Annotated in this window: 29 protein-coding genes; all 29 read right to left on the reverse strand. The window is 22.4% G+C overall.

All coding sequences use genetic code 11. From position 1 onward, the window contains the following. Nucleotides 1–23 precede the first annotated feature (23 nt). Nucleotides 24–770, reverse strand: coding sequence for a type I methionyl aminopeptidase (map, locus tag ACLHHF_RS00100; protein WP_411307797.1), 747 nt, complete (start codon nucleotides 768–770; stop codon nucleotides 24–26). Between the two features lie 47 nt (nucleotides 771–817). Beyond that, the gene (locus ACLHHF_RS00105; protein ID WP_411307798.1) at nucleotides 818–2,038 is read right to left on the reverse strand and encodes a preprotein translocase subunit SecY; all 1,221 of its coding nucleotides are present in this window, start codon (nucleotides 2,036–2,038) and stop codon (nucleotides 818–820) included. Between the two features lie 3 nt (nucleotides 2,039–2,041). Continuing rightward, nucleotides 2,042–2,482 carry a 50S ribosomal protein L15 gene (gene rplO / locus ACLHHF_RS00110; RefSeq protein WP_411307800.1) on the reverse strand — a complete coding sequence of 147 codons (441 nt, stop codon included), beginning with the start codon at nucleotides 2,480–2,482 and terminating at the stop codon, nucleotides 2,042–2,044. Between the two features lie 18 nt (nucleotides 2,483–2,500). Beyond that, nucleotides 2,501–2,686: a 50S ribosomal protein L30 gene (gene rpmD, locus ACLHHF_RS00115; RefSeq protein WP_411307801.1), complete on the reverse strand. Its 186-nt coding sequence runs from the start codon at nucleotides 2,684–2,686 to the stop codon at nucleotides 2,501–2,503. Nucleotides 2,687–2,693: 7 nt separating this feature from the next. Then, nucleotides 2,694–3,200, reverse strand: coding sequence for a 30S ribosomal protein S5 (gene rpsE / locus ACLHHF_RS00120; RefSeq protein WP_411307802.1), 507 nt, complete (start codon nucleotides 3,198–3,200; stop codon nucleotides 2,694–2,696). A 12-nt stretch (nucleotides 3,201–3,212) separates the two neighbouring features. Continuing rightward, entirely contained in the window at nucleotides 3,213–3,566 is a 354-nt protein-coding gene (rplR, locus tag ACLHHF_RS00125; RefSeq protein WP_411307803.1) for a 50S ribosomal protein L18, read from the reverse strand. 22 nt (nucleotides 3,567–3,588) lie between these two features. Then, complete coding sequence (gene rplF / locus ACLHHF_RS00130; RefSeq protein WP_411307804.1) at nucleotides 3,589–4,134, reverse strand: 50S ribosomal protein L6; 546 nt, start codon at nucleotides 4,132–4,134, stop codon at nucleotides 3,589–3,591. Between the two features lie 16 nt (nucleotides 4,135–4,150). Then, a complete protein-coding gene (rpsH, locus tag ACLHHF_RS00135) occupies nucleotides 4,151–4,543 on the reverse strand; it encodes a 30S ribosomal protein S8 (protein ID WP_411307805.1) in 393 nt (130 codons plus the stop codon). Between the two features lie 23 nt (nucleotides 4,544–4,566). Next, entirely contained in the window at nucleotides 4,567–4,836 is a 270-nt protein-coding gene (rpsN, locus tag ACLHHF_RS00140; RefSeq protein ID WP_411307806.1) for a 30S ribosomal protein S14, read from the reverse strand. A gap of 11 nt (nucleotides 4,837–4,847) precedes the next feature. Next, the gene (gene rplE, locus ACLHHF_RS00145; RefSeq protein WP_411307807.1) at nucleotides 4,848–5,384 is read right to left on the reverse strand and encodes a 50S ribosomal protein L5; all 537 of its coding nucleotides are present in this window, start codon (nucleotides 5,382–5,384) and stop codon (nucleotides 4,848–4,850) included. Between the two features lie 16 nt (nucleotides 5,385–5,400). Next, a complete protein-coding gene (rplX, locus tag ACLHHF_RS00150) occupies nucleotides 5,401–5,748 on the reverse strand; it encodes a 50S ribosomal protein L24 (protein WP_411307808.1) in 348 nt (115 codons plus the stop codon). 22 nt (nucleotides 5,749–5,770) lie between these two features. Beyond that, nucleotides 5,771–6,139, reverse strand: a complete 369-nt coding sequence (gene rplN, locus ACLHHF_RS00155; RefSeq protein ID WP_411307809.1) for a 50S ribosomal protein L14 — start codon at nucleotides 6,137–6,139, stop codon at nucleotides 5,771–5,773. Then, entirely contained in the window at nucleotides 6,139–6,405 is a 267-nt protein-coding gene (rpsQ, locus tag ACLHHF_RS00160; protein WP_411307810.1) for a 30S ribosomal protein S17, read from the reverse strand. Before rpsQ ends, rplN begins: the two co-directional genes overlap by 1 nt. Before the next feature lie 88 nt (nucleotides 6,406–6,493). Further along, nucleotides 6,494–6,751: a 50S ribosomal protein L29 gene (rpmC, locus tag ACLHHF_RS00165; RefSeq protein ID WP_411307811.1), complete on the reverse strand. Its 258-nt coding sequence runs from the start codon at nucleotides 6,749–6,751 to the stop codon at nucleotides 6,494–6,496. Beyond that, nucleotides 6,751–7,173 (reverse strand): 50S ribosomal protein L16, encoded by a 423-nt coding sequence (gene rplP, locus ACLHHF_RS00170; RefSeq protein ID WP_411307812.1) that lies wholly within the window; start codon nucleotides 7,171–7,173, stop codon nucleotides 6,751–6,753. Before rplP ends, rpmC begins: the two co-directional genes overlap by 1 nt. Nucleotides 7,174–7,175: 2 nt before the next feature. Then, nucleotides 7,176–7,913 (reverse strand): 30S ribosomal protein S3, encoded by a 738-nt coding sequence (gene rpsC / locus ACLHHF_RS00175; RefSeq protein ID WP_411307813.1) that lies wholly within the window; start codon nucleotides 7,911–7,913, stop codon nucleotides 7,176–7,178. After that, nucleotides 7,897–8,292 carry a 50S ribosomal protein L22 gene (gene rplV / locus ACLHHF_RS00180; RefSeq protein WP_411307814.1) on the reverse strand — a complete coding sequence of 132 codons (396 nt, stop codon included), beginning with the start codon at nucleotides 8,290–8,292 and terminating at the stop codon, nucleotides 7,897–7,899. Before rplV ends, rpsC begins: the two co-directional genes overlap by 17 nt. A gap of 16 nt (nucleotides 8,293–8,308) precedes the next feature. Next, nucleotides 8,309–8,590, reverse strand: coding sequence for a 30S ribosomal protein S19 (gene rpsS, locus ACLHHF_RS00185; RefSeq protein ID WP_411307815.1), 282 nt, complete (start codon nucleotides 8,588–8,590; stop codon nucleotides 8,309–8,311). A 15-nt stretch (nucleotides 8,591–8,605) separates the two neighbouring features. Then, a complete protein-coding gene (rplB, locus tag ACLHHF_RS00190) occupies nucleotides 8,606–9,448 on the reverse strand; it encodes a 50S ribosomal protein L2 (protein WP_411307816.1) in 843 nt (280 codons plus the stop codon). 68 nt (nucleotides 9,449–9,516) lie between these two features. Beyond that, nucleotides 9,517–9,801 (reverse strand): 50S ribosomal protein L23, encoded by a 285-nt coding sequence (rplW, locus tag ACLHHF_RS00195; RefSeq protein ID WP_411307817.1) that lies wholly within the window; start codon nucleotides 9,799–9,801, stop codon nucleotides 9,517–9,519. Continuing rightward, nucleotides 9,801–10,424: a 50S ribosomal protein L4 gene (gene rplD / locus ACLHHF_RS00200; RefSeq protein ID WP_411307818.1), complete on the reverse strand. Its 624-nt coding sequence runs from the start codon at nucleotides 10,422–10,424 to the stop codon at nucleotides 9,801–9,803. The genes rplW and rplD overlap by 1 nt, the downstream gene beginning before the upstream one ends. Beyond that, nucleotides 10,417–11,076 (reverse strand): 50S ribosomal protein L3, encoded by a 660-nt coding sequence (gene rplC, locus ACLHHF_RS00205; protein WP_411307819.1) that lies wholly within the window; start codon nucleotides 11,074–11,076, stop codon nucleotides 10,417–10,419. The genes rplD and rplC overlap by 8 nt, the downstream gene beginning before the upstream one ends. Before the next feature lie 50 nt (nucleotides 11,077–11,126). Next, the gene (rpsJ, locus tag ACLHHF_RS00210) at nucleotides 11,127–11,441 is read right to left on the reverse strand and encodes a 30S ribosomal protein S10 (protein ID WP_411307820.1); all 315 of its coding nucleotides are present in this window, start codon (nucleotides 11,439–11,441) and stop codon (nucleotides 11,127–11,129) included. 239 nt (nucleotides 11,442–11,680) lie between these two features. Continuing rightward, nucleotides 11,681–12,457: an alpha/beta fold hydrolase gene (locus ACLHHF_RS00215; RefSeq protein ID WP_411307821.1), complete on the reverse strand. Its 777-nt coding sequence runs from the start codon at nucleotides 12,455–12,457 to the stop codon at nucleotides 11,681–11,683. Nucleotides 12,458–12,493: 36 nt separating this feature from the next. Beyond that, nucleotides 12,494–15,094 carry a valine--tRNA ligase gene (locus tag ACLHHF_RS00220; RefSeq protein ID WP_411307822.1) on the reverse strand — a complete coding sequence of 867 codons (2,601 nt, stop codon included), beginning with the start codon at nucleotides 15,092–15,094 and terminating at the stop codon, nucleotides 12,494–12,496. Nucleotides 15,095–15,716: 622 nt separating this feature from the next. Further along, nucleotides 15,717–16,433 carry a 23S rRNA (guanosine(2251)-2'-O)-methyltransferase RlmB gene (gene rlmB, locus ACLHHF_RS00225; RefSeq protein ID WP_411307823.1) on the reverse strand — a complete coding sequence of 239 codons (717 nt, stop codon included), beginning with the start codon at nucleotides 16,431–16,433 and terminating at the stop codon, nucleotides 15,717–15,719. Nucleotides 16,434–16,479: 46 nt separating this feature from the next. Beyond that, nucleotides 16,480–18,942: an HAD-IC family P-type ATPase gene (locus ACLHHF_RS00230; protein ID WP_411307824.1), complete on the reverse strand. Its 2,463-nt coding sequence runs from the start codon at nucleotides 18,940–18,942 to the stop codon at nucleotides 16,480–16,482. A gap of 55 nt (nucleotides 18,943–18,997) precedes the next feature. Beyond that, nucleotides 18,998–20,314 (reverse strand): cysteine--tRNA ligase, encoded by a 1,317-nt coding sequence (cysS, locus tag ACLHHF_RS00235; RefSeq protein WP_411307825.1) that lies wholly within the window; start codon nucleotides 20,312–20,314, stop codon nucleotides 18,998–19,000. Between the two features lie 63 nt (nucleotides 20,315–20,377). Beyond that, nucleotides 20,378–21,712 carry a glutamate--tRNA ligase gene (gene gltX, locus ACLHHF_RS00240; protein WP_411307826.1) on the reverse strand — a complete coding sequence of 445 codons (1,335 nt, stop codon included), beginning with the start codon at nucleotides 21,710–21,712 and terminating at the stop codon, nucleotides 20,378–20,380. Between the last annotated feature and the right edge of the window lie 18 nt (nucleotides 21,713–21,730).

The following is a 21,730-nucleotide window of genomic DNA, read 5'->3' on the forward strand; positions in this document are numbered from 1 at the left end:
AAACACCAACCTTTTTTTAAATCTTAAGTTAAAATTTCATAATCTTTTTCAGTAACTAAAACAGTATGTTCAAAATGAGCACTAAAACTGCGGTCAACAGTAACTGCGGTCCAATTATCTAATAAAATTTCTATTTCTTCATTACCTAAAGTAATCATTGGCTCAATACAAAAAGTCATCCCTGGTTTTAATTCAATATTTTCTTGATTATCTACTATACAATTAGGAATATAAGGTTCTTCGTGCAATTTTTTTCCAATACCATGACCAGAAAAATCTTTAACAATCCCGTATCCATAAGGTTTAACAAATTCTTCTATAGCACGTGAAATTTCAATAATATAATTATGAGGTTTAACTTTTTTTAAACCTTCATATAAAGCTTTTTGCGTTACATCTATAAGTTCAACAATTGGTTTTTCAACATCTCCAATAGCATAAGTAAAAGCTGAATCAACAAAATAACCTTTATAATTAATACCTAAATCAATAGTAATAATATCTCCTAATTTTAAAATTTGTTTTTTAGAAGGAATGCCATGAACAACAACTTCATTAACAGAAGTACAAATATGTTTAGAAAAACCTTGATAATTTTTAAAAGCTGAAAAAGCTTTTTGCTTTTTAATAAAATTTTTAGCTAAAATATCTAAATAATAAGTCGAAATGCCAGGTTTTAAATATAAACTTAACATTTTTCTAAGACGTTTTAAAATAAAACCAGCTTGTTTCATTAAATTAATTTCATTTTCTGTTTTAATAAAAATCATTCAATTTACCTATAAAATTTATAAAATAAAAAATCATAATGATTTTTTTAAAAAATTCTTGCATAATCCTCTTTATTGGCTGTAGAACTAATTTGTTGTAAAGTTTCAATAGAAACACCAACAATAATTAAAAATCCTGTTCCACCAATTTTAAATTCTGTAAAATTAAAAAATTTACTAATTAACAAAGGTAATATGAATAAAAAAACCATGAACAAAACACCAATAAGTGTAATTCTAAAAAAATCATAAGATATTTTTTCTGTAGTTTGTTTACCTGGTCTACAATTTTCAATATAAGCATCTTGTTTAGATAAATGTTCTGAAATATCATTAATATTAACAATTACAAAAGAAGTTAAAAAAGAGAAAAAAATCATTAAACAAACAAAAAAAATAATTCCTAAACTATTAGACATACTAATAAATTCTATAATTTTATCTTTATAACTTAATTTATTAAAAAATGATATATTATTAATAAAAAACATAAAAAATGCTTGTAACGTAGAAGTTAAAATAATCGGTAATACTCCGGGAACATTAATTTTTAAAGGAATGTAATTTTCTACTTGACTTTGTTTATTAGGATAAATAATAGGAATTTTTAAAACAGCTAAATAAATTATAATGGTAGATATTAAAATAAATAATAATAAAAAAAACAAAGAAAAAAATTGAATTTTTTTTATAGGCCAAAATTCAAATATTTTTTGAAAAGTAGTAAATACTGCATTACTCATTCCGACCATAATTAAAATTGAAGTTCCATTGCCAATCCCTTTAGCTGTAATTAAATCAGATAACCAAATAGAAATAGCTGTTCCAGTAGCTAAAAAAAACGATATATATATCTTGTCTTTAAATTCAATATTATATTTATTAATCATTAAATAACTTTGAAAAAAAGCTAATAAAATAGCTAAAAAACGAGTTAAACGATTTAATTTTTGTTGTCCGATTTCACCTTGTTCACGCCATTCTTTCAAATAAGGAATTAATTTTTGGACCAATTGAATAAAAATAGAGACAGTAATATAAGGATATATACTTAAAGATAACAAATTCAAACTCTTAAGATCAAAATTAATTAATTGAAATGAATTTAATAATGTTTTATAAATATCATCAAATATTTTTTTTATTTGAGGACCTAAAAACGGAATTTGTATACTACGCCCCAAAATAAAAACAAAAATGATAAATAAAGTAAAAACAAATCTTAAAATTAATTTACTTTTAAAAATTAATTTTATTTTTTTCAACATCTTTTAATTAACCTCAATATTTCCACCCATTAATTTAATATTTTCTTGAGCTTTTTTTGAATATTTGGAAAATTTAAAATTTAATTTTTTTGTTAATTTCCCTTGAGATAAAATTTTAACTCCATCAGGGAGTATATTTTTAATAATTTTTTTCTCTAATAATAATTCTTCATTAACTAAAGTATTATTTTCAAATATTTCTAAAGCGCCTAAATTAACTATAGAATATTTTTTTTGATTAATATTATGAAAACCACGTTTAGGAATTCTTTGAAAAAAAGGTATTTGACCTCCTTCAAAACCTGGTCTAACTCCACCACCAGAACGTGCTAATTGTCCTTTATGGCCCTTACCAGAAGTTTTACCAGTACCACTTCCACAACCTCGACCTAAACGTTTAACTGTTTTTCTAGCACCTTTAAATGGTTTTAGTTGATGCAACATAATTTCACAATATCCTTTCTAAATTTTTTCAATAGTAACTAAATGATAAATTTTTCTCATCATACCTCTATTAACTGGATTATCATCTTTTATAACTTTTTGATTAATTTTTCTTAAACCTAAAGTATGTGCTGTTTGAATTTGTGATTTAGTTCTAGCAATTAAACTTTTATTTAAAATAATAATAAATTGTGGTTTTTTCATTTTTTTATTACTCTACCTTATCAAAAGAAATTCCTCTTATTTTAGCAATTTCTTCTTTTGTTCTTAATTTTTTTAAACCATCTACAATAGCTCTTAAAACATTAATAGAAGTTCTAGAACCTAAAGTTTTAGCTGAAATATCATTAATTCCTGCTAATTCAAAAATAGTTCTTGCAGCATTACCACCTGCTATAATACCAGTACCTTTACCAACTGGTTTTAAGAAAATTTTAGTAGCTCCAAAATGACCAGTAATTAAATGTGTAATCGTTGTTCTAAATAAAGGTACTTTTATTAAATTTTTTTTTGCTTTTTCTGAAGCTTTTTTTATTGATTCTACAATTTCTTGAGATTTACCAGTAGCAAAACCAACTCTACCTTTTTTATCACCTACAACTAACAAAACAGCAAAACGAAAACGTCTACCGCCTTTAACTACTTTAGTAATGCGTTTTATTTTAACTACTTTTTCTTCAAATAAATTTACTTTTTTATTAAATTTTTGTTTTATCATATCAATTTACCTTTAAAACTTTAATCCTGATCTTCGAGAAGCATCAGCTAAAGCTTCAATCTTACCGTGATACAAAAAACCACCTCTATCAAAAACTACATTAACAATACCTTGAGATAAAGCTTTTTTAGCTATTAATTCGCCAACTTTAGTAGCTGTTTTTATATTTAAACCTTTAGAATCAACTTCTTTACTATGAACGCTACATAAAGTTACTTGCTTTTCATCATCTATTAATTGTATATAAAAAGATTTATTAGAACGAAAAATATTTAAACGTGGTTTTTGGTTTGTGCCGATAATTTTTTTTCTTAATTTTAAATGACGTTTTTTACGAACTAAATTAGATATTTTTTTAATTATCATAAACTATTTAATTGACCTTTCTTTATTTTTTAGTACTCTTACCAGCTTTACGAATAACATATTGACCTTCAAAACGAATACCTTTTCCTTTATAAGGTTCTGGTTTACGTAATTTAGCTATTTTAGAAGCAAATTCACCTACAAATTGTTTATCTATACCTTTAATACGAATACCTTTTATTTTTTTAGGAATTTCTATATCAATACCTTTAGGTATCTTAATTTCAATAGGATGTGAAAAACCTAAATGTAAAATTAATTTTTCGTCTTTTAAATCAACTTTATAATCTAAACCTACAATTTCTAAGCATTTAACAAATCCTTTTTCTACCCCTTCAATCATATTAGATAACAAAGCACGAGTAGTACCATGAATTTTTTTCATAAAAAGTTCATTATTAGGACGTGATACTTTGATAATATTATCTATAAGAAGAATTTTAATTTTATGATTAAATTGATATTCAAGTTTTCCCTGAGGTCCTTTAACAACAATAAAATTTTTATCCTGAATTTGTATATTAACAGAATCAGGAACTTTAATTTCTTTATTGCCTATTCTTGACATGCTTTTATTCCTTTCATTACCAAATATAAGCCAATACTTCTCCGCCTACTTTTTCTAAACGAGCTTTATGATCTGTTAAAATACCTTTATTAGTAGAAATCAATGCAATACCTAAACCACTTAATACTTTAGGAATTTTTTCTGCCGAAGCATACACTTTTAAACCTGGTTTAGAAATTTTTTTTAAACCCTTAATAACTCTTTCTCTTTCAAATGTATATTTTAAAATAATAATAATTTCTCGTTTAAATTCTTTAATAAAAAAATTTTTTATAAAACCTTCTTCTTTTAATACTTTTAAAATTTCCACTTTAAACTTAGAAACCGGAACTATTACTTGCGAATGATGCATTTGATTCGCATTTCTAATGCGAGTTAACATATCAGCAATATTATCGGTCATAACCATATATTTTTTATTAATCTCCTTTTTTACCAACTAGCTTTTTTAATGCCTGGTATTTCACCTTTATGAGCTAATTCTCGAAATTTAATTCTAGAAATACCAAATTTTCGCATATATCCACGAGAACGACCATCAATTGAGTCTCTATTTCTATAACGCACTTTAGAGGCCTTAGCAGGAATCATAGATAAACCTTTATAATCAGCATTTTTTTTTAATTCAAAATATTTATCAGCATATTTTAAAATTAATAACATTTGTTTTTGATTTTTAACTATTTTGGATTTTTTAGCCATATATTTTCTCCTTAATCTTTAAAAGGCATACCATAAAGCTCTAGTAATTTTTTAGCTTCTTTATTGGTTTTAGCAGTAGTAACGATAATAATATCCATACCACGATTTTTAGTTATTTTATCAATATTTATTTCCGGAAAAACAATTTGTTCTTTTAAACCTAAAGAATAATTTCCTCTTCCATCAAAAGATTTAGGAGAAACACCTCTAAAATCTCTTACACGAGGTAAAACTATTTGAGTTAATTTATATAAAAAAGATTCTTTTCGTTCACCTCTTAAAGTAACTTTAGCCCCAATAATCATTCCTTCTCTTAATTTAAAATTAGAAATTGATTTTTTAGCTTTAGTAGCTATTGGACGTTGTCCACTTAATAAAGTTAATTCTTCAAAGACATTTTCTAAAACTTTGGGATTAGTTGCAGCATCGCCAACGCCCATATTAATAACAATTTTATCTATTTTAGGAACTTGCATTAAAGATTTATAACTAAATTTTTTAGTTAAAAAAGAAATTATTTCTTCTTTTTTATGATATCTTTTTATCATTTATTAAAATTTCTCCTTAATTCAAATCTTCTATTATAGTTCCTGATTTCTTAAAATAACGAACTTTTTTATTATTTTCTATACGATGTCCAATTCTGGTAGGAACATTTTTTAAAGAATCAATTAAAGCTACATTAGAAATGTGTATTGGTGCTTCTTGTTTTATAATATTACCTTTATCTTCGTCTTTTAAAGGAGTTTTATGTTTATAAACAATATTAATGCCTTCAACTAATACTTTTTGTTGTTTATGAAAAATTTTTAAAATTTTTCCAGTTTTAATAATTTTTTTACCATTTTCATCAGTAGCAAAACGATTTTTACCAGCAATAATTGCTACTTGATCACCTAATTTAATATTCATATACTAGTTACTTAATCTCCCTTTATAACACTTCTTGAGCTAAAGAAATAATTTTAGTAAATTTTTTTTCTCTTAATTCACGTGCTATTGAACCAAAAATACGAGTACCCCTTGGGGTTAAATCATCTTTAATAATAACTACAGCATTTTCATCAAATTTAATATAAGAACCATCTTTTCGTCTTAAACCATATTTAGTTCTAACTATAACGGCTTTTAATACATCGCCTGCTTTAACAGCACCGGAAGAAATTGCTTTTTTTACAGTTACAACAACAATATCTCCAATATTAGCATAAAAACCAGTACTTCCACCTAAAATATTAATAACTAAAACTTCTTTAGCGCCGCTATTATCTGCAACAACCAAACGACTTTCGCGTTGAATCATTATTTTTTTTCCTTAACGTTATTAAAAATAATTTTTAATAAACGAAATTTTTTAGTTTTAGAAAGAGGTCTAGTTTCCATAAAACTAATTAAATTGCCTTTTTTGGCTTTTTCATTTTCATCATGAACATAAAATTTTCTAGATTTTTTAACTATTTTTCCATATAATAAATCTTTTTTGTAAATATTTACTTCTACAGTAACAGTTTTACTCATTTTATCAGATATAACATTGCCTGTAAAAATTTTTCTAGAATTACGTAACATTTTAGTCCCTCCTTATATTATAGTTAAAAAAATTAATATTAATTTTATCTTAATTTTTATTATAATTATTTTTTAGTTTTTTCTAATATTATTTTTCTTTTTTAGTTTCAATTATATCTTTAAAATTATTATTTTCTAATTCCGGAAAAATTTTTTTAGATAAAGAATTCTCTGTTATAACAGTTTTAATACGAGCAATATTTTTTTTAACTTTACTAATTTGAGAAGTATTAGTTAATTTACCTAAAGATAATTTAAAGCGTAAACGAAAAAAATCTTCTTTAAAATTAATCAAATTATCTTGTAATTCTTTAGTAGTCATTTTACGAAATTGTTGCATTTTCATTATTTTTGCTCGCCTTTCTTAACAATTTTAGTTTTAATAGGTAATTTATGAGATGCTAATCTTAAAGCTTCTAATTCAGATTTAACAGAATTATTTAAATCACTTACTTCAAATAAAACTTTACCTTTTTTAACTACAGCTACCCATTCTTCTGGTGCACCTTTACCAGAACCCATACGCACTTCCAAAGGTTTACGAGTTAAAGATAAATGAGGGAAAATATTGATCCAAACTTTTCCTGTTCTTTTCATATGACGAGTCATAGCAATACGAGCAGCTTCAATTTGCTTATTAGTAATCCAATTACCTTCTTGTGCTATCAAACCATAATTACCATTAACTATTAAATTTTTACCTTTTGCTTTACCTTCATAACTTAAACGATGAGGACGACGATATTTAGTTCTTTTAGGCATCAACATAATTATTTATCACCTTTATAATTATTTATTTTTTTATTATTTTTATAAGCATAATTACTTTTTATAACAAAAGGTTTTCTAGTATCTAAAATAGTTTCACCTGGTAAAACATCACCATGAAAAATCCATACTTTAACGCCAAAAGATCCGTAAGTTGTATGAGCTTCTGTAAATGCATATTCAACATCTGCTCGAAAAGTATTAAGTGGTACTCTACCTTCTAAATAGCCTTCACTGCGAGCCATTTCTAAACCACCTAAACGACCAGAAATTAAAGTTTTAACACCTTTAACTCCTGTTTTTAAAACTTTTTGAATAGCCATTTTTTGTACACGTCTAAAATAAAAACGTTGTTCTAATTGTTCAGCCATTGTTTTTGCTACTAAAATAGCTACTTTATCAGGATTTTTAATTTCTATAACATTAAAAACTACTTCTTTTTTTGTTATTTTTTCTATTTGTTTAGTAATTTTTTTAAGTGATTCATTATCTTTTCCATTAATTATATTAGTTTTAACAACATGTAAATTAATTTTAATAACTTCTTTATCTTTTTTCTTACTACGTTCAATTTCAATTTTAGAAATTAAAGCTTTAGAGTAATTTTTATTAATAAAATTACGAATGCAAAAATCTTCATGAATAAATTGTGGAGTTTTTTTAAAATTTGCAAACCATTTAGAATCCCAACTTTTAATAATACCTAATCTTAAACCATTAGGATTAGATTTTTGTCCCATGAACATTGATCTCCTTTTTTTTAGCTTTAATATTGTCTTTAATTTTTTCTTGAACGGATAATTTTAAAACAATTTGACTAGTTCTTTTTTTAATCATATCACCAGAACCTTTAGCTCTCGGAAATAAACGTTTTAAACGTAATCCTTCATTAACATAAACTTCAGAAATGTAAAAACCATCAGAACTTAAATTAATATTTTTAACTAAATTAGCTTCAGCACTATTTAAAAGTTTTAAAATAATGTTTGAAGCTGATTTAGGAGTAAACATTAAAATAGCTTTAGCTACTTGAATTTCTTTACCACGAATTAAATCAACTACTAAACGTGCTTTTCGAGGTGTAATTGATACTTTTTTTACAATAGCTTTAGAAATCATTTTTTATTCCTCTCTACTATTTTTTTTGAATTTTTTTATCTTTTTTATCATGTCCACGATAAGTGCGTGTTGGAGAAAATTCTCCTAATTTATGTCCAACCATATCTTCATTAATATAAACAGGTATGTATACACGTCCATTATAAACGGCAAAAGTGTTTCCTCTAAATTCTGGTAAAATAGTTGATCTTCGTGACCATGTTTGAATAACTTTTTTATTTTTAACATCTTTTTGTTTTAAAACTTTAACTAATAAATGATTATCATAGAAAGGGCCTTTTTTTACTGAACGTGACATATTTTTTTCTCCTAATTATTTTTTACGACTTTTAATAATTAAAAAATTTGATTTCTTTTTAAGATCTCTAGTTTTAACACCTCGAGCTTTTTTACCCCAAGGAGTCATTGGTGATTTACGACCAATAGGAGCACGACCTTCACCACCCCCATGAGGATGATCATTAGGATTCATAGCAGAACCTCTAACAGTAGGTCTAATTCCTAAATAACGTTTTTTACCTGCTTTACCATAATTAATCAATTTATGAGATTCATTACCAATTTCACCAATAGTAGCGCGGCAAGAACTTAAAACTTTGCGTACTTCACCAGAAGGAAGACGTAAGGAAACATATTTTTCTTCTCTACTAATAATTTGAACATAAGTACCAGCACTGCGAGCTAATTGACCACCTTTACCTGGTTTTAGTTCAATATTATGTACTTTAGTACCAACAGGAATATTTATTAAAGGCAAAGTATTACCAATTTTAATATCAGATTCAGGTCCAGATAAAATTTTAGAGCCAACAATTAAATCTTTAGGACATAAAATATATCTTTTTTCACCATCTGAATAATAAACTAAAGCAATATTAGCACTACAATTTGGATTATATTCAATTTGAGATACTTTACCTATAATATTATCTTTATTCCTTTTAAAATCTATTAAACGGTATCTTCTCTTAACACCGCCTCCTTGATGTCTAACAGTTATCTTACCTTGATTATTACGACCACTCATTTTTTTACGAGTAACTAATAAACTTTTTTCAGATTTTTGAGATGTAATTTCAGAAAAACTAGAAACACTCATATTACGTAAACCGTTAGTAGTAGGTTTATATTTTTTAATTGAAGTTTTTATTGACATTTTTTTAACCTTTCTTGAAAAATTATAAATATATTTATTTTTTATTATAAAAATAAATATTTTACATATTAATCAATAATATCTATCTTATGTCCAGGAAATAACTTAACAATAGCTTTTTTATAGCCCGATGTATAACCTGAATATTTACCTTTTCTTTTAAACTTAGGAGAAACATTTAAAGTATTAACAGATTTAACTTTAATTAAAAAAATTTTTTCTAAAGCTTTTTTTATATCTATTTTATTAGCTGTTTTAGATACTTTAAAAAAATATTTATTTTGTCTTTCAATTAATTTATTAGTTTCTTCTGTGAAAATAGGTGATTTAATCAAATCATAATATTTAATCATTATTTTAAATTCTCCTCAAAATAATTAGCAGCTTCTTTTGTTAAAATAATTTTAGAATAACTTAACAATTGATAAACACTAACATGTGATACAGTTTCTAATAATACTTTAGATAAATTTCTAATAGAAAGACATAAATTATGATTTAAATCTATAGTCAAAATTAAAGTTTTTTGTTGAATATTTAATTTATTTAAAATATCTTGAAATTCTTTAGTTTTATGTGTTTCTAAATTGATATTATCTATTAATATTAAATTTTTATTATTAATTTTCCAGGATAAAGCCATTTTTAAAGCTAATCGTCTTACTTTTTGATTAACTTTAACAGAATAATCGCGTGGCAAAGGACCAAAAACAACTCCACCACCTCTCCATAAAGGTGATCTAATGGTTCCCTGACGAGAACGCCCTGTTCCTTTTTGACGCCAAGGTTTTTTACCCCCACCAGAAACTAAAGATCTATTTTTGGTTGAATGAGTACCTTGTCTCATTGATGCTCTTTGAGCATTAACTACATCATATAAAACTTGTTTATTTATTTTAATACCAAAAATTTCATCATCTAAATAAATTTGAGATAAAAAATCTCCTTTTTGATTAATCAAATTATATTTAGGCATTTTGGTTCTCCTTTATGACTTTTTTAATTGCTGTTTTAATTATTACAAATCCTTTTTTAGGACCAGGAATACTACCTTTAATTAAAAAAAGTTCTTGTTCATGATCGATAGAATTAATTTTTAAATTTTGTAAAGTTACAGTTTTGTGACCCATTTGACCTGGTAATTTTTTACCTTTTATTTTACCTTTAATTGGTCCCATAGAACCTGGTCTTCGGTGATATCTAGAACCATGACTTTTAGGACCTTCACTTTGATTATGTCTTTTAATAGAACCAGAAAAACCTTTACCTTTAGAAATACCAATAACATCAATAATATCTCCAGATTGAAATAAATTAGTTTTTAAACAAGTACCTAAAACTAATTCTGATAATTCATTTTTAATACATGGTAGAAAACGAATTTCTTTAACGAATCGCTTAGGTGATGTTTTAGCGTTGTTAAAATGTCCTAAAGCTGGTTTTGTACTTAACTTTTCTCTTTTAGAACTAAAACCTAATTGGGTAGAAAGATAACCATTTTTTTCAACACTATTTTGTTGTAAAACAACATTATCTGAAACATCAACAATTGTAATAGGAATTAATATTCCTTGTTTATCAAAAACTTGGGTCATTCCTATTTTTCTTCCTAAGATTCCTTTAGCCATATTTTTTAATTATTTCCTTTCAAAAATTTTAACAATTATTTATCTAATTTTTATTTTTTTAATAAAATATCTACTTCAGAAGGCAAATCAATATGCATTAAAGCATCAATAGTTTTTGAATTAGGGTTAATAATTTGAATTAAACGTTTATGAGTTCGACGTTCAAACTGTTCTCTAGAATCCTTATTTACAAAAGGAGAACGCAAAACAGTAAAAATTTCTCTTTTAGTAGGCAATGGCACAGGGCCTTTAACTTCAGCTCCTGTTTTTAAAACATTATTAATAATTTTTTTTGCAACTTGATCAATTAAATGATGTTCATATGTTTTCAAAAAAATCTTAATAATTTCTTTTTCTTTAGACATTTTATTTTTTTCTCCATATATTATTTTTTACTTATCATAAAAGGCAATTAAAAAATTATATCTAAAATAAATTTAATAAATTATATTAAATTTAAAAATGATAATTATCATTTTTCAAATAAATTAAATAAATCAGAATTAAAAATAAATACTAAATATTATAACTGAAAAAAATTTTTATTACAATATAAATAATCAAAAATATTTAATATTATTAAATATTTTTATAAAATAAATTTTTATTTTAAAATTTGTAAATCTAACCATTCTAAAATATCTGATACAATTATTTTATGTTCTAAAACATTGAATAAATTATGATAATAATAAGGATATAAATTAATTTTTTTATCTTTTGATTCAATTTTATTAAATAATGTTTTACTATGCAAATAAGAAACTATTTTATCTTGAAAACTATGTAAAAACAAACAAGGAAATAAATATTTTTTCAAATTTTTATTTAAATATTTTATACTTAAAATTAAAATATTTCTCATTAAACGAGGTTTTACATAAACCAAACTATAAGGATTATAATTATCAATTAAAATATTATTCGATTTTGGAAAATTTAGTTTAATTTTTCTAAAATTAAAAAAATAATAAGGATATTGATAAAATAAATATTTTTTATCAATCATAGTGGGAGCTGAACTAACAATTAATCCATCAATATTGCTATATTTAACAACATAACTATTAACAATAATTCCACCCATACTATGACCTAATAAAAAAATTTTTAATTTATTAATTTTTTTTAAAAATAAAACTAATTGAAATAAATCATCTAAAAAAAAATGAAAATTAGAAATGTCGCCTCTTTTACCGCTACTTTTACCATGACCACGAACATCATATAATAAAACATTATAACCAGCTTTATTAAAATATTTTGCTAAATGATAATAATCTTTAGAATTCTCACCTAAACCATGAGTAATAATAATATTAGCCTTAGGATTATTCACAACTTTAAAATCAGTATAAATAATATTATTATTAATAATCATATTTAAAACCTCATTTATAAATTAATTTTTATAAATTTATTCTTCTTCATGAGATAAAAAATTCATTATTTTTTCATACTCAGATAAATAATTTTGATATTTATTTTTCTCTTCCTTTATTTTATTTGGATTAGCTTTTGTTAAAAATTCTTTATTATTTAAAATATTTTCACTGCGTTTAATTTCTTTAAAAATAAATTCTTTTTGAATTTGTAAATTGCTTTTACTTTTTTTTTTGTTTAAAAACAAAAAAGTATTTTTATCTAAATAAACACTAATATCTTTTTCAACAAATAAAAGATTTTTGGTTTCTTTATTAACTTTTTTAATTAAAATTATTTCATTAACCTGAAAAAATTTTTTTAAAGTAGTTTTAAAAGGTGATAAAATTTTTTGTTTTTCAATAGAAAGTTCTAATTCTATAGATATTAATCGAATACTACTAATTTCATATTTTTTAATAAATTGTCGCATTTTAATAATTAAATTCTTTAAAATTTCAAAATCTTTCAAACATTCTAAATTTTCATAATTAATTTTTGGCCAATTAGATAACATAATAGTATCAGTTTTATTAATTTCAACATAAATAAAATCTGTTAAAAATGGGATAAATGGATTTAATAACTTTAAAATATTATTAAAAATATAAATTAAAAATTTTTGTGTATTAGGTTTTTGAATATAATCTTTTAAAAATTCTAATCCCCAATTAGCAAAATCTTCCCAAACAAACTTATAAATTAATTTTCCTACTTTTTGGAATTCGTATTTTTCAAATAAAATATCAACTTTATTTAATAATTGCATAAATTGAGTTAAAATAGCTTTTTCTGGAAACAATAATTTATTTTCATCAAAATCTTCTGTAAAAATATTAAATTTTAATTTAAAAAAACAACTAATATTCCATATTTTATTTAAAAAATTCCAACTAGCACAAATTTTACTTTCATCATAATTTAAATCCATACCAGGACTAGAATTCGTAGTTAAAAACCATCTTAAAGCATCTGTTCCATATTTTTCTATAACTAAAATAGGATCAATGCCATTATCTTTAGATTTAGACATTTTATTTCCTTTAGAATCTCTAATTAACCCATGCAATAAAACATCTTTAAAGGGATCTTTATGAGTTAATTGTAGGCTTTGTAGACAAATACGAGAGACCCAAAAAGTTAAAATATCATAACCAGTAACCAAAACATCAGTTGGAAAACGGTGTTTAAAATTAAAATTATCTTTATCTGGCCAACCCAAAACACTAAAAGGCCACAAAGAAGAAGAAAACCAAGTATCTAAAACATCTGGATCGGCTTTCCATTCTTTTCCCGGACTTTCAATTTGAACTTTAATTTCAGAATCTTTGTACCAAGCAGGAATAGAATGACCCCACCATAATTGACGTGAAATACACCAATCTTGTAAATTCTCTAACCAACGAATAAATGTTTTTTTATAACGTAAAGGATAAAAATTAATTTTATTTTTATTTAAAACATTTTTAGATAATTCATTAGTTTTTAAAAACCATTGTAAAGAAAGTATTTGTTCAATTGGAACATTAGAAATAGAAGAATAAGGTATTGAACAAACATGGGGTTCTATTTTACTTACAAAACCTTTATCTTTTAAAACATTAATTAATTTTTGACGACAAACAAAACGATCTAAATTTTCATAATTTAAAGCCATCGAATTCATAGTTCCATCTTTTTTAATGCATAAAACAGCTTTTAATTTATGTTTTTTACCAATTAAAAAATCATTTTCATCATGAGCTGGGGTTACTTTAACTACTCCTGACCCAAATTCTGGCTTAACATAAAAATCACTAATTAAAGGAATAACAATATTAGTATCAGGAATTAAAAATTTAGAACCAATCAAATGTTTATACCTTTTATCATCTGGATGAACCATTAAAGCTTGATCAACAAACATAGTTTCTGGTCTAGTAGTAGCAACTTCTAAAAAACAACTACGATCATTATACAAAAAGTACTTTAAATAATAAATATAAGAATTTTTTTCTTGATAATATACTTCAACATTAGATAAAGCTGTTTGTGTTTTAGGATCCCAATTAATAATTCTGTCAGAACGATAAATTAAATTTTGTTTATATAATTCAATAAAAACATATTGAACAGTAGAACTTAAATCCGAATCTAAAGTAAATTTTTCATTTTCATAATTTAAATGTAATCCTAGATATTCCCATTGACGTCTTATTTTATTTGAATATTCTTCTTTCCATTGCCAAGCATATTTTAAAAATGTTTCTTTAGAAAGTTTATCATTAAGTAATCCTTCAAATATTAATCTTTTTTTAACTTTATTTTGTGTAGCAATTCCGGCATGATCCATTCCAGGCAAAAAAAGGACTTCAAAACCTAACATTTTTTTTCTTCTAATAATTACATCTTGTAAAACATTATTCCAAGCGTGTCCTAAATGTAGTTTACCAGTTACATTTGGAGGTGGAAGAATAATAGTAAAAGGTTTTTTATTAATAGTAGCGTTATTACTATTAATAGTATTTTTTTTAAAATTATCTTTAAAATATTCTTTATTTATCCAATTTTTATATCTATCTTTTTCTATGAATTTAAAATCATATTTTTTTTTCATAATAAAGTTCCTGATTAAAATTTTTCTAAAAAATGAATTTAATTTAAAAAATTATCATTTTAATAATGTTTTAATAAATAAAAAATAAAACGTTAATTAATAATAATTAAAAAATAATTATGATTTTAAATATTTTGTAAAATTATTAAAATAAAAAATATTTAAAGTTTATAAAAATAATAAAAATACATCATATTTATTTAGAAATAATTAATAAATTAAAATAAATATTAATAAAATTAAATCTTTTACAATAATATAATTGAATATTTTTATTTTTATAAAAAATATTAATCACAATAATATTTATTTTTTAAATTTCTTATTAATTATACTATTAATTTAATATGTATTAAATTAATATATAAAAATAAAATTATAAACTAATATAAAAATTTATAAGAAGGACTTATTTGTATTATAAAAACTATGTTATTTATTTAACTTTTAAATATATATAGATAATTTATGAAAAATATATAATAAATTATTAATAATTTTAATTTATGAATACTTATTAAACAATAATTATATTCAATATTATACAATAAAAATTATAAATTATGAAATATTTAAAAAAATAATTAATATTTAATAATTTATAACTTAAATTGTAATAAAATTATACACTCTTTGATAATAAAATAGAATAAATAACTAAAGCAGCCGCTACACTAACATTTAAAGAATTGATTTTACCTTGCATAGGTATTTTAACTAACAAATCGGAATTTTTTTTTAATAAAAAACGAATTCCTTTTCCTTCGTTTCCAACAATAATAGCTAATGATTGTTTTAAAGGAATTTTTTCTAAAGTATAAGAAGATTTTTCATCTGTAGAAACAATTAAAACATTATGTTTTTTTAATTTTAAAATTGTTTGATAAAGATTTACTACTAAAAAAATTTTAACATATTCTAAAGCTCCACTGGCGATTTTAGCAACAGTAGAATTTATAGGAGCTTGATGTTTAGAACTAATAATAATACCTTCAAATCCAGATGCTTCTACAGTTCTTAAAATAGCTCCGAAATTATGAGGATCCTGAATTTTATCTAGAATTAAAAATCTTTTAATTTTGTCTGAATCAAGATTATTTAAACATATTTCTAAAGAACTATATTTATAATCTTCAACTTTTGCAACTATCCCTTGATGTTTATTAACTCCAGTTAAATTATTTAGAAATTGTTTATCTACTGAATTAAAGTTCAATTTAATTTTTTTAAAAAAATTTAATAATTTTAAATCTAAATTTTTCTCATCTATAAACAAATTAAAAATTTTTCTTTTGGAATTAATAGCTTCTTTAACTGTATTTTTACCATAAATAATCATTATAAAAACCTTTAAATTTTATTTATTATATTAATAATTATAATTATTAATATTTCTTTATAACTTTTTTAATTAAGAAAAACACACCAATAACAAAAAAATTAAAAAACAAAAAACAACAGATAAATGGAAGTAATATTATTTTTTGTTGATATATTTTTTCATCAAAAATTAAAAATTTAATAATTTTGTTATATTCTAATAAATAAAAAGTAATTGAAAAAAATATTAACATAGAAATAAATAATGTTTTTTTCCATTTATTAAACGGATAACATTTATAAAATAATAAAGAGAATAAAACAAACGTAATAACAAAAAATAAAAAATTTGATATTATTATTTGTTTATCAATATCTTTAAAACCAACAGAATTAAAAGAAAATAATAAAAATAAATAATTTAAAAAAATTAAAAAAGAAAAGGGGAAAGATTTTTTTAAAACTTTCATTAAAAATTTATCATTTTTAACAATTTTATTATTATTTTCAAACATTAAAAAAAAAGAAGGAATACCAATAGAAAAAAAATCTAATAAATTTAATTGTAATGGATCAATTGGAAAAATTAATTTGTCCATACCTTTAAATAAAAACGAATTAACAATAATAACTATTAAACCTAATAAAAAAGAAGCAATTGTTTTAGAAAAAAATAAAATAGAGATTTTTTCTAAATTATTAATTACTGTTCTACCTTCTGAGACAATATTAGGTATTGCGTTAAACTGAGAATCCATTAAAACTATATTTGCTAAATTGCGCGTTACTTGACTACCAGAACCCATAGCAATAGAAATATCAGAAACTTTAAAAGCTAAAATATCATTAACACCATCCCCAGTCATAGCTACTTTATAATTTTGTTTTTTAAAGCTTTCGATTAAAATTTTTTTTTGTTTAGGTGAAGTTCTACCAAAAATTTTATATTTTAAAGCTAATTCACTAACTTCTTTATCAGTTAAATTTTCTAAACTAATAGCTTCTTGATTATTTTCTATAATCCCCAAACGCTTACCAATATTAGCCACAGTTAAATGATTATCGCCAGAAATAATTTTAATTTCTACATCATTTTTTTTAAAATAATTTATAGTAGAAATAATATTTTTTTTAATATTATCTTCAATAATAATCAAAGATAAAGGTTCTTTGCTATGAAATATTTGTTCATTTTCTTTTAAAGAAAAATTATTTTTAGCTAGTAAAATAACTCGATAACCTAAACTTGAATATTTATTTACTTCTTTTTGAATAATATCAAAGTCTTTTTTTAAAATAAACTCAGGAGAACCTAAAAAGAAAGTTCCTAATTGTTCAAATTCTATAGCACTATATTTACGTATACTAGAAAAAGGTAAACTATCAATATTTTTATATGGCGAAACATAAGAATCTGAATTAACAAAACTTTTTCGTAAAACATCACTAGTAAAATTTAAATCTTGTTTTACAGGAAACATTTGCGAAATAATACATTCTAATGAAATTTTATTTAATTTCTTAAATTCTAAAACTTTTTTAACACTCATATTACCATCAGTAATAGTACCTGTTTTATCTAAACATAAAATATTAATTTGTGCTAACATTTCAATAGCAAAAAAATCTTGAACATAAACATTATTTTTAATTAATTTTAAACAACTAATTGTTAAAGATAAACTTATTAAAAGAAAAATTCCTATCGGCATCATTCCAATAATCATTCCAAATAAACCCAAATAATAATAATCTAAAAAAATTGTTTCAATTGAAGGAAAAGTTAAATATATTATTAAAGCCATTGGAACTATAATAATCAAAATAACTTTAACAAAAAAAGATAAACTTCTTGTTAAAGGTGTTTGAATTTTAAGATATTTTTTAGCTTCTTTAGAAATTTTTTGAATATAGGTATTATTTCCTATTTCTTTAACTTCAGCACATGCTTGTCCTGAAAAAACATAACTACCAGAAAATAAAAAATCACCTTTTTTTTTAGAAACTAAATCTGATTCTCCAGTCAAAAAAGATTCATCTACTTCAATAAAACCATCTTTTACTTTAGCATCTACTAAAATTTGATATCCTGATTCTGTATATAAAAGATCGTCAATTACTATTTCAGAAGCATCAATTTCAATTAATTTACCATTACGAATAACTTTAGATTTATTTGACATTAATAAAGATATTTTATCTAAAGTATATTTAGCTCTAAGCTCCTGAAAAATTCCAATTAAAACATTTATTGTGTTAGTCAATATAAAAAAAAGTTGTTCATATTTTTTTAAATAAATTAAAAAACAAGCAACTAAAAATACTAATAAATTTAAAAAACTAAAAATATTAACTAAAATAATACTTAATGCTGTTTTTTTAACATTTTGAGTAATTATATTTACTTTTCCTATTTTTTTTCTTTCTTCTATTTCTTTATCGCTTAATCCATAAAATTGAAGAAAATTCTCATTTTTTAAATTATTTTTATTAATATCATTAATATTTGTTTTTTTAATTTTTTTCATAAATGCTCCAAGTTTAAATATTATTTTTTAAATAAAACAATAAATATATTAAAGTCTAAATAAACCCTAAATCTACTAAAATTTTTCTATAATAATCAGATTTTTCAAAATTTCTACATTTAAATTCTTTTTGCCATAAATGATAAATTTCTATTGTTTCTTCAGTAATTGGTTTTAAAAAAATTTCAATTCCTAAAATATTTAAAATAAAGATTAAAGTATTTTGAATTTGTGATAATGTGTTAAAATCAATATTTTTATGAAAAATTTTTAATCCTTTTTCAATTAAACTAATTACATTAGGTGTATTTAAATCATCATTCATATATTCATAAAATTTTTTTATAATTAATGTATCTAATTGATTAGAAAAAATATTATTAATTTTTAAAATAAAATTATTTTTTTGTAATAAATTATTTATTTTTTCATATTTAGCAGCAAATTGTTCCATTAAAAAATAATTAAAATCAATAGGTTGACGATAATAATGAGAAATTATTAATAATTTGATTGCATTAGAATTAAATTCTTTTAATAATTTTTTTACTAATATTACATTTCCTAAAGATTTACTCATTTTAACTTTTTTATAATCAATACGACCTATGTGAATAAAAAAATTACTTAAATTATTTCCATCATAAGCAATAGATTGAGCTAATTCATTTTCATGATGTGGAAATTTTAAATCATTACCACCACCGTGAATATCTAAAGTAACATTAAAAATTTTTTTAATCATTACTAAGCATTCTGTATGCCAACCAGGTCTACCTTCAAACCAAGGACTTTTATATTTAATTCCAAATTTAGTTTTTTTCCACAAAATAAAATCTTGATGATTTTCCTTTTGTGAATCAAATTCTTTTCTATTATTTTTTTTTAAATCTTTAATAATTTTAGAACCTAATTTACCATAATTAGATATTAAACCAACTCTAAAGTAAACTCCTTGATCATTAATATAAGCATATCCTTTTAATATTAATTTTTCAATATAAGAAATAATCTCAGGAATAAAATCTGTAACTTTAGGAAAATAATCAATATTGTCTAACTCTAAATGTTTTAAAATATTTAAAAAACAATTAATATATTTATTTGAAATAAATTTTTCTGTTGTTTCTTTTTCCATAGCGACTTTAATAATTTTATCATCAATATCAGTAATATTTACTGCATAATTTACTTGAAAATTTAAATTTTGTAAATATTTTTTCAACATATTAAAAAAAATTAAAGGTCTAGCATTACCAATATGAATATCATCATAAACTGTAGGACCACAAACATATATATTAATAATATTTGAAAATAAGGGTTTAAAATTTTCTTTTTTACCTGTTAAAGTATTATAAATTTTTAACATTAAGTTATTTTTTCCTTTTAATTAATATGATAAAAAAATAATAATAAAATTTTTTTATAAAAATTAACAAGAAATTTTTTTTATAACTGTTTCTAAATTAGATAATACTTTTTCACGAGTTAATAATTCTAAAAAAAGAGGTAAATTAGGTCCTTGTGTTTCTAAAGTAGTAGCAATTCTTATAATCATAAAAAAATTTTTTTTCATATCATACATCATTAAAACTTTTTTTATAGCTTGTTCTATATATAAAGCTTTAAAATCTATTTTTTCAAAAATTTCTTTTAATGTTTTTAATAATAATAAACTATGATGATTACGCAAAAAATTTTCATTATCTAAATTTAATTTTTTATTTTTTATAAAAAAAAATTGATATAAATAAAACATTTCTTGAATATAATGAATTCTATTTTGTAGTAAAATAGATAATTTTTCTAAAAATAAAAGATCAAAATTAGGATATTCTTTTTGAAAATATTTTTGTGATTTTTTTGCTAAATCAATAATAGACATTTTTTTAATATATTGGCTATTAATATAATTTAATTTAACATAATCAAAAAATGCAGGAGATTTGGTTATTTTTTTTTCATCAAATAAATTAATTATTTCATCATGAGATAAAATTTCTGTACTACTTTTAGGTGAAAAACCTAGCAAAGACAAAAAGTTAAATAATGCTTCAGGTAAATAACCTTTACTAGCGTATTCTTCTACAAATTGAATAGATAAATTGTCTCTTTTACTTAACTTTTTTTTATTTTCATTTAAAATCAAAGTCATATGAGCAAATATTGGTAATTTCCAACCTAAAGACTGATAAATCATAATCTGTTTTGGAGTATTAGTAATATGTTCTTCACCACGAAAAATATGTGATATTTTCATTAAAAAATCATCAATAGCAACAGCGAAATTATAAGTTGGTAATCCATTTTCTTTCATAATAATCCAATCTTCAATTTCTTTACTTTGAAAAACTATATTACCACGAATTAAATCATTAAAAACGTATTCAGTATTTTTAGGTACTTTAAAACGAAGAGAAAATTTTTGATTATCTTCTTTTTTATATTCTTTATAAACCATACCTTGGGACAATAATTTTTGAGCATATTTTTGATAAATATGTGTTCTTTCTGATTGTTTATAAGGACCAAATGAACCACCAATATCAGGACCTTCTTGCCATTTTATACCTAACCATTTTAAATTTTTTAATTGTGATTTTTCACTATCAGAAATATTTCTAGATAAATCAGTATCTTCAATTCTAATAATAAAACTACCATTATAACGTTTAGCAAATAAATAGTTAAATAAGGCTGTTCTAGCATTCCCTATATGCAAAAAACCAGTAGGACTAGGAGCATAACGAACTCTTATTTTTGTCATTTTATATTTTTCCCTTTT

It is taken from the genome of Candidatus Phytoplasma pyri, assembly GCF_046600495.1.
GTDB lineage: Bacteria > Bacillota_I > Bacilli_A > Acholeplasmatales > Acholeplasmataceae > Phytoplasma > Phytoplasma pyri.